Here is a 6,266-nt window from a genome sequence, read left to right as displayed (position 1 = left end):
GGTCACTGATGGCCAGCGCTGGGCGCGCTTGTCGGTACGCTCGCCGACCGGCTCGGCGCTGGCCGGCTGCTGGCGGGCGCGGAAATCCACCAGCCAGCGGGCGTAGTCGTCGAGATCGCCGTCGAACTCCCGGACACGGCCCTCGGCCACCAGCAGGAACTGGTCGGTGGTGCTCTTGAGCAGATGGCGGTCGTGGGAGACCACCAGCACGGCGCCTTCGAATTCCTGCAGGGCCATGGTCAGCGCCAGGCGCATTTCCAGGTCCAGGTGGTTGGTGGGTTCGTCGAGCAGCAGCAGGTTGGGGCGCTGCCAGGCAATCAGCGCCAGGGCCAGGCGGGCCTTTTCGCCTCCAGAGAAGTTGACCACCGGCTCGTCACAGCGCTCGCCGCGGAAGTCGAAACCGCCGAGGAAATCGCGCAGCGTCTGCTCGCGTTCGTCGCGGGCGATGCGCTGCAGGTGCAGCAGCGGGCTGGCCTTGGAGTCCAGGGCATCCAGCTGGTGCTGGGCGAAGTAGCCCACCGCCAGGTTCTCGCCACGCTGCAGGCGGCCGCCCAGCGGCTGCAGTTCGCCGGCCAGGGTCTTGATCAGCGTCGACTTGCCCGCGCCGTTGGGGCCGAGCAGACCGATGCGCGCGCCCGGCACCAGCTGCAGCTTGACCTTGTCGAGCACCGCGCGCTCGCCGTAGCCAAGGCGTCCCTCGGCCAGGTCCAGCAGCGGGCTGGATACCTTCAATGCCTCGCGGAAGCTGAAATCGAACGGCGAATCCACATGCGCCGGGGCCAGTTCCTCCAGACGCTCCAGCGCCTTGAGACGACTCTGCGCCTGGCGGGCCTTGGATGCCTTGGCCTTGAAGCGGCGAATGAAGTCTTCCATGTGCGCGCGCTGCGCCTGCTGCTTGTCGTAGGCCTGCTGCTGCTGGGCCAGACGCTCGGCACGGGCGCGCTCGAAGGCGGAATAGCCGCCCCGGTACTGGGTGAGCTTCTGCTGTTCGACGTGGATGATCTGTTCCACCACCGCATCCAGAAAATCGCGGTCGTGGGAAATCAGCAGCAGGGTGCCCGGGTAGCTCTTCAGCCAGCCTTCCAGCCAGAGGATCGCATCGAGGTCCAGGTGGTTGGTGGGCTCGTCGAGCAGCAGCAGGTCGGACGGGCACATCAGCGCCTGCGCCAGGTTGAGGCGCATGCGCCAGCCACCGGAGAAGTCGCCGACCCGGCGCTCCATCTGCGCCGGCTCGAAGCCCAGGCCGGCCAGCAGCTTGCGCGCCCGGGCGTCGGCGCTGTAGCCGTCGGCGGTGTCCAGCTCGGTGTGCAGGCGTGCCTGGGCCGTTCCGTCGTGGGCCGCCTCGGCGGCGGCCAGTTCACGCTGGATGCGGCGCAGCTCGACGTCGCCGTCGAGCACGTAGTCCACCGCCAGGCGTTCGAGGTCGTCGATCTCCTGGCACATATGGGCGATGCGCCAGCTGGCCGGGATATGACATTCGCCGCCATCGGCGCCCAGTTCGCCACGCAGCAGGGCGAACAGGCTGGACTTGCCGGCACCATTGGCCCCGACCAGGCCGGCTTTCTGACCGGGATGCAGGGTGAGGTCGGCCTCGCTCAGCAGACGCTGCGGGCCACGCTGTAGGGTAAGCTTTTCGAGTCGAATCATAAGGCGGCGCAGTTTATCAGTTTCCTGCGTCGGCGAACGGGGGGCCGATGAGCAAAGCGCTGTGGGATTTTGCCGTGCAGCTGTATGCCCAGCCGGGCGTCGAGACGGCTTGCCTGCGTCTGCAGGACGAGCACGATGAGGATGTCTGCCTGTTGCTGTGCGCCGTCTGGCTGGGCTGGCGCGGCGTGATCTGCACACCGGCGCGCTGTCAGCAGTTGCGCGAGGTCGCCGCCGACTGGCAGCACGAAGTGGTCGCCCCGCTGCGCGCCCTGCGCCGGCGCTGGAAGGTCGCGGCCAGTCAGGATGCCGGGCTGGCCGCGCTGCGCCAACGACTGGCCGAACTCGAACAGGATGCCGAACGCGAGCTGTTGCGCCGCCTGGAAGCCTGCTGCGCAGACTGGCCCACCCAGGCGTCGGGCGAGCCCCTGACATGGCTCACCCGCCTGGCCAGCCCGACCACCTGCGCGGCCGAGCTGACTCGTCTGGCGGTGGCCGCCGGGCGCTGACGCTTACTGAGGTGCCGCCGCCTTGGGCTTGGCCGCGCGCGCCGGCGCTTTCTTCACGGGTGCCTTTTCTGCGGGCTTGACTGCCCGCGGCGCCTTGGCCTTGGGAGCCTCCTGACGCGCGGCGAGGGCCTGGGCAGCGTCCTCACCGGCCTTGCCGACCTGCTGGGCCATGCGCAGGCTGTCCTGGATGTCAGCCTTGAGCTGAACCAGGTAGTTGCGGGTGTCGCGATCGCTGGCCTTCAGCGCGTCCAGCAGCAGCTCGAGTTTCTCGATGCGCGCACGCGCCTTGGCCTGCGCTCCGGCCTTGCCCGCAGCAGCGGCCTTCTCCAGCGCCTGGCGGGCCGCTTCGAGCTTTTCCTGAGCCTTGGCGCGTTGCCGGTCAAGCTTCAGCAACAGCTTCTCGGCATCGGCCTGGGCCAGGATGCAGGCCTCCTCCAGGTGCGCGAGCAGACTCTGCGACAGTTCCTGCAGCAGGTGCAGGGGGGTTTGCACGGTGTTCTTCTTGGCGGCCATGACGCTCTCCTGGCGATGAATGCGCCCATACTAGCCGCCCGTCGGAGCCGGGCATAGGCGCTCACGCCGGCATTGCAGAACGGGTTGACCGGCAGCAATGAAACCCGGTCACTGATGGCCAGCGACTGCCTGCGCCTTCTGGCGATGCGCGTTGTGCAGCACCTCGATCAGGCAGTCCTCCAGCTCGAAGCGTTCGCAGAACAACCGACCGAGCTGCTGCAACTCGCCGGCCAACGCCGGATCACTGGCGCAGCGCCCGGCCGGACAGCGGTCGTTGAATGCCACGACTTGCGCGGTGATTGCTTCGATACGGGGCTGGATCTGGCTGGCCACTTCCAGGCCACGCTGGTCGTTGAATTCGCGCGCCTCGATGAGCAGCTGCTCGTAGACACCGAAGTGCCAGGCCGACACGTAATCGAGCATGATCTGGCACAGCCCCCTGAGCGCCTCGGCGCCCTGCGCTCCGGGCTCGACACCCTTGCCGAGACCAGCGAGCTCGGTGACCAGATCCTGCCGTTCGCGCAACCAGCGATCGATCAGCTCATGAACCCCACCCCAGCGTTCCTGGGCATTTCGGCATCGTTCCAGCATGTCGACCTCGTATAACTCATGGCGGCATCAGGACGCGCACCGGCTTCGGTGCCCGTGTGCGGGCCACTGTAGGCTTGAGGACGATCGCCTTTCAAGGCGCGGGCGGGGAAATATTCATACGCGCGTTTTCCCGCCAGGCCACGTGCGCCGTGGCTTGGCGGGTGCTTGACGCGAAAGGGAACGCGGGATAGCCGATCAACGGCGACGCAGCAGCAGATACAGGGAGAACAGGATCATGCCAATGAAGGCCAGCAGACTCCATTCGGGAATGCTGATGCCGAACAGGGTCCAGGTGACCTTGGCGCAATCGGCGCTGCCGTGCAGCATCAGGCTGATGACTTCCTGAAACGGCAGGGCTTCGAGCATGTAGTCGAGGCTGGGCAGGCAGGCCGGCAACTCATCGGCCGGCACCTGCTGCAGCCAGATCTGCCGCCCGGCCACCCCGGCTCCCGCGCCTGCCATCAGCAGCGCCAGCGCGGCATACACTCGCTGGCCAGTGCGCGCCGGCCCGTGTATGGCGGCGACCAGGCAGACCAGACCGAAACCGATGACTGCCAGACGCTGCAGGATACACAGCGGGCACGGCTCCAGGCCGACGCCATGTTCCAGATAAAGCGCCCCCAGCATGATCAGGACAGTGCCGAGGAAGGCGACGAGGAACAGCGTGCGGGAACTGACGTGGAGCATGGTGACACCGGTGGGCTGTGAGGGTCGCTACGGTAGAGGAACCCGCCGGGGCTTTTCAAGCATGACGTGCGTCGGTGTCCAGCATTCCCAGCCCCTCCTGAAACAGCTGGTTGCTGCGCTCGCCCTCGCCCAGGCGCGCCAGCAATCGGGCCAGCTCGGCACAAGTCCTCGGATCGCGCTGCAACGCCAGGCTGGCGTCGTAATAGTCCCGCGCCTTGCCCCACAGCTGATGGCGAATGCTGATTCGCGCCAGGGCGCGCAGCAGCACGGGATCGTCAGGGTGCTCCTTCAGCCACTGTTCGGCTTCCTGCAACTGCTGGCCGCTGTCCGCCCCGCGCAGACGGCCGTAGAGTTCCACCAGGGCCGGCTGGTACTGCCTGCGCAACGCCTTGCGCACCAGGGCCTCGGCCTCGGCCTCGGCGCCGGTACGGCCAAGCTGCTCGGCATACAGGCCCAGCAGGTGCGAATCGTGCTGCAGGCTGCTGCTGAGCAGCGGCCAGGTGTCACGCAGGGCCTGCGCCTCGCCACCGCGACCGACCTCACGCAGGCGCGCCGCCCAGGCCTCGCGCTCCAGTTCGCGCAACTCGGCTTCCTCGATCACCTTGTGTTTGCGCAGCTCCGGGAGCAGGCCGAGCAACGCGGCCGGCTTGGCCTGGCGGCGCTGCACAGCAAGCAATCGGCGCAGGGCTTCCGGCTGGTGCGGATGGCGCTCGAGCATGGCGGTCAGGGTTTCCTCGGCCCCTTCCAGGTTGCCGCGCTGCTCCTGCAGCTCGGCATGCGTCAGGGCGATGACCAGTTCCGCATGGGGCTGGCGGTTCAGGGCCTGCTCCAGCAGGGCGTCGCTTTCCTCGTAGTCACCCAGATGCTGCGCGGCCCGCGCGGCGGCCAGGTAATAGGGCAAGGGATGCGGGTCCTGTTCGGCAGCCAGGCGCAGGTGCTGCAGCGCCGGCCGCCAGCGGCCTTCGGCAAGCTCCAGCAGGCCGCGCTCAGTGGCCTTGTGGCCGCGCCGCTGGCGGTGGCGCCGCGACCAGGGGTTGAGCAGCGCGCCCGAAACACCCAGCAGACGCAGCACTCGGCGCGCCAGCCAGACCAGCAGCCACAACGCCAGCAGCAGGGCCAGGAACATCCACAGGCTGGATTCGTAGCGCATCCCTCGGTAGGCGATCAGCACGTAGCCGCTGCCCTGGGCGATGGCCAGGCCCAGCAGGCTGGCGCCGGCCACCAGCACGGCGAGCAGCAGCACGGCGCGGATCATGGCGCTTCCTCCGTCGCGGGCTGTTCCTCGCCGCGCGCCTGCTGGCGCTGACGCAGGTAGGCCTGCAGGCTCTGCAGGGCCGGTCGCAGGTCGGGCGTGTCGACGCTCACCGGCTGCTCGGCCAACTCGGCGAGGCGCTGACGCAGGCTGCGTGCGGCGGGGTTGGCGGTATCGAAATAACCGGTGAGCACGTCGCTGGCTTGCTGCAGCGCGGCGCCGTAGACCTGCGGCTGACCGTTCAGCGCGGCCCATTGCGCCTGCTCCAGGGCCAGGCTCAGGGCCAGGCGCACCTGCGCGAGGCTTTGCCCGGCCAACAGCGGCCGCAGTTCCTGCTCGGCGTTCAGCTCGATGCGCAGGTAGGGGGACAGTTTGCGCCAGATGTACTCCCAGACCCGCTCCTCGGACGCATGCTGCGGCGCTTCCCGGGCGGGCTGACTGAACTGCGGCGGCTGGTGCAGCAGACGCTCGCCCTGCTCGCGCAGGGCGGCCAGCTGCAGGAACAGTCCGCTGCGGTCCGGCTGCGGCAGGGCACGCAAGGCCTCCAGGGCCTTGATCATCTCGCCACGCGCTGCGAAACCCAGCGGATCGTCCTGCGCACGCAGGATGTCATCGGCGACCTGCACCAGGGCAATGGCGCTGGGCACATCCTGCAGGGCGGACAGGCGCAGGATGGCCAGGCGCAGCAGGTGCTCGGCCTCGGCCAGCCGCCAGTCCTCACGGCTGGCGCCGAGCAGGCGGGTGAGGCTCTGCGCCAGGTGCTGCTGATCGCCCTGCAGGGTCTGCAGCAGTTGGCGCTGTTCGGCCAGTTGCTCTTGGCTGGGCAACTGCTCAAGACGCTGGCGCACATCACTCTCGGTCGCCGCCAGCTGTTGTTCGCTTTCGGTACGGGCCGTCTGCCATTCCTGTTGCAGCTGGCGCTGCTCGGCCAGTTGCGCCTGCGCCTGGCGCTGCAGTTGCTGCCCCTGCCAGAAGCTCCAACCGCCCATTCCGGCAGCCGCCAGGGCGATCAGCAGGGCGGCGATCGCCAGCAGCAGGGCAGCACGGCCGGCAGCCATGCGGGGTTCGTT

General features: G+C 68.5%; 7 protein-coding genes. 1 reads left to right on the top strand and 6 read right to left on the bottom strand.

The features are described 5' to 3' along the window. Positions 1-1,647, bottom strand: a 1,647-nt coding sequence (locus tag AS93_RS0103305; RefSeq protein ID WP_027589269.1) for an ATP-binding cassette domain-containing protein, incomplete at its 3' end; no start/stop codon positions are given. 47 nt (positions 1,648-1,694) lie between these two features. Here AS93_RS0103305 and AS93_RS0103300 point away from each other — a divergent pair. Then, entirely contained in the window at positions 1,695-2,153 is a 459-nt protein-coding gene (locus tag AS93_RS0103300) for a TIGR02444 family protein (protein ID WP_027589268.1), read from the top strand. Between the two features lie 3 nt (positions 2,154-2,156). Here AS93_RS0103300 and AS93_RS0103295 read toward each other — a convergent pair whose 3' ends face one another. The 5 genes from AS93_RS0103295 to AS93_RS18620 form a co-directional block, all read right to left on the bottom strand. Then, a complete protein-coding gene (locus AS93_RS0103295; RefSeq protein ID WP_027589267.1) occupies positions 2,157-2,666 on the bottom strand; it encodes an AlgP family protein in 510 nt (169 codons plus the stop codon). Positions 2,667-2,774: 108 nt separating this feature from the next. Beyond that, positions 2,775-3,257, bottom strand: coding sequence for an Rsd/AlgQ family anti-sigma factor (locus tag AS93_RS0103290; RefSeq protein ID WP_027589266.1), 483 nt, complete (start codon positions 3,255-3,257; stop codon positions 2,775-2,777). 195 nt (positions 3,258-3,452) lie between these two features. Further along, positions 3,453-3,944, bottom strand: a complete 492-nt coding sequence (locus AS93_RS0103285) for a disulfide bond formation protein B (protein WP_027589265.1) — start codon at positions 3,942-3,944, stop codon at positions 3,453-3,455. A gap of 55 nt (positions 3,945-3,999) precedes the next feature. Continuing rightward, positions 4,000-5,199, bottom strand: a complete 1,200-nt coding sequence (locus AS93_RS0103280; protein ID WP_027589264.1) for a heme biosynthesis HemY N-terminal domain-containing protein — start codon at positions 5,197-5,199, stop codon at positions 4,000-4,002. After that, positions 5,196-6,254, bottom strand: coding sequence for a uroporphyrinogen-III C-methyltransferase (locus AS93_RS18620; RefSeq protein WP_256214679.1), 1,059 nt, complete (start codon positions 6,252-6,254; stop codon positions 5,196-5,198). The genes AS93_RS0103280 and AS93_RS18620 overlap by 4 nt, the downstream gene beginning before the upstream one ends. Positions 6,255-6,266 lie beyond the last annotated feature (12 nt).

Origin of the sequence: Pseudomonas sp. RL, assembly GCF_000647775.1 — a bacterium.
GTDB lineage: Bacteria > Pseudomonadota > Gammaproteobacteria > Pseudomonadales > Pseudomonadaceae > Serpens > Serpens flexibilis.
Note: the sequence above shows the minus strand (reverse complement) of the source record. Positions and strands in the feature narration are given on the sequence as shown.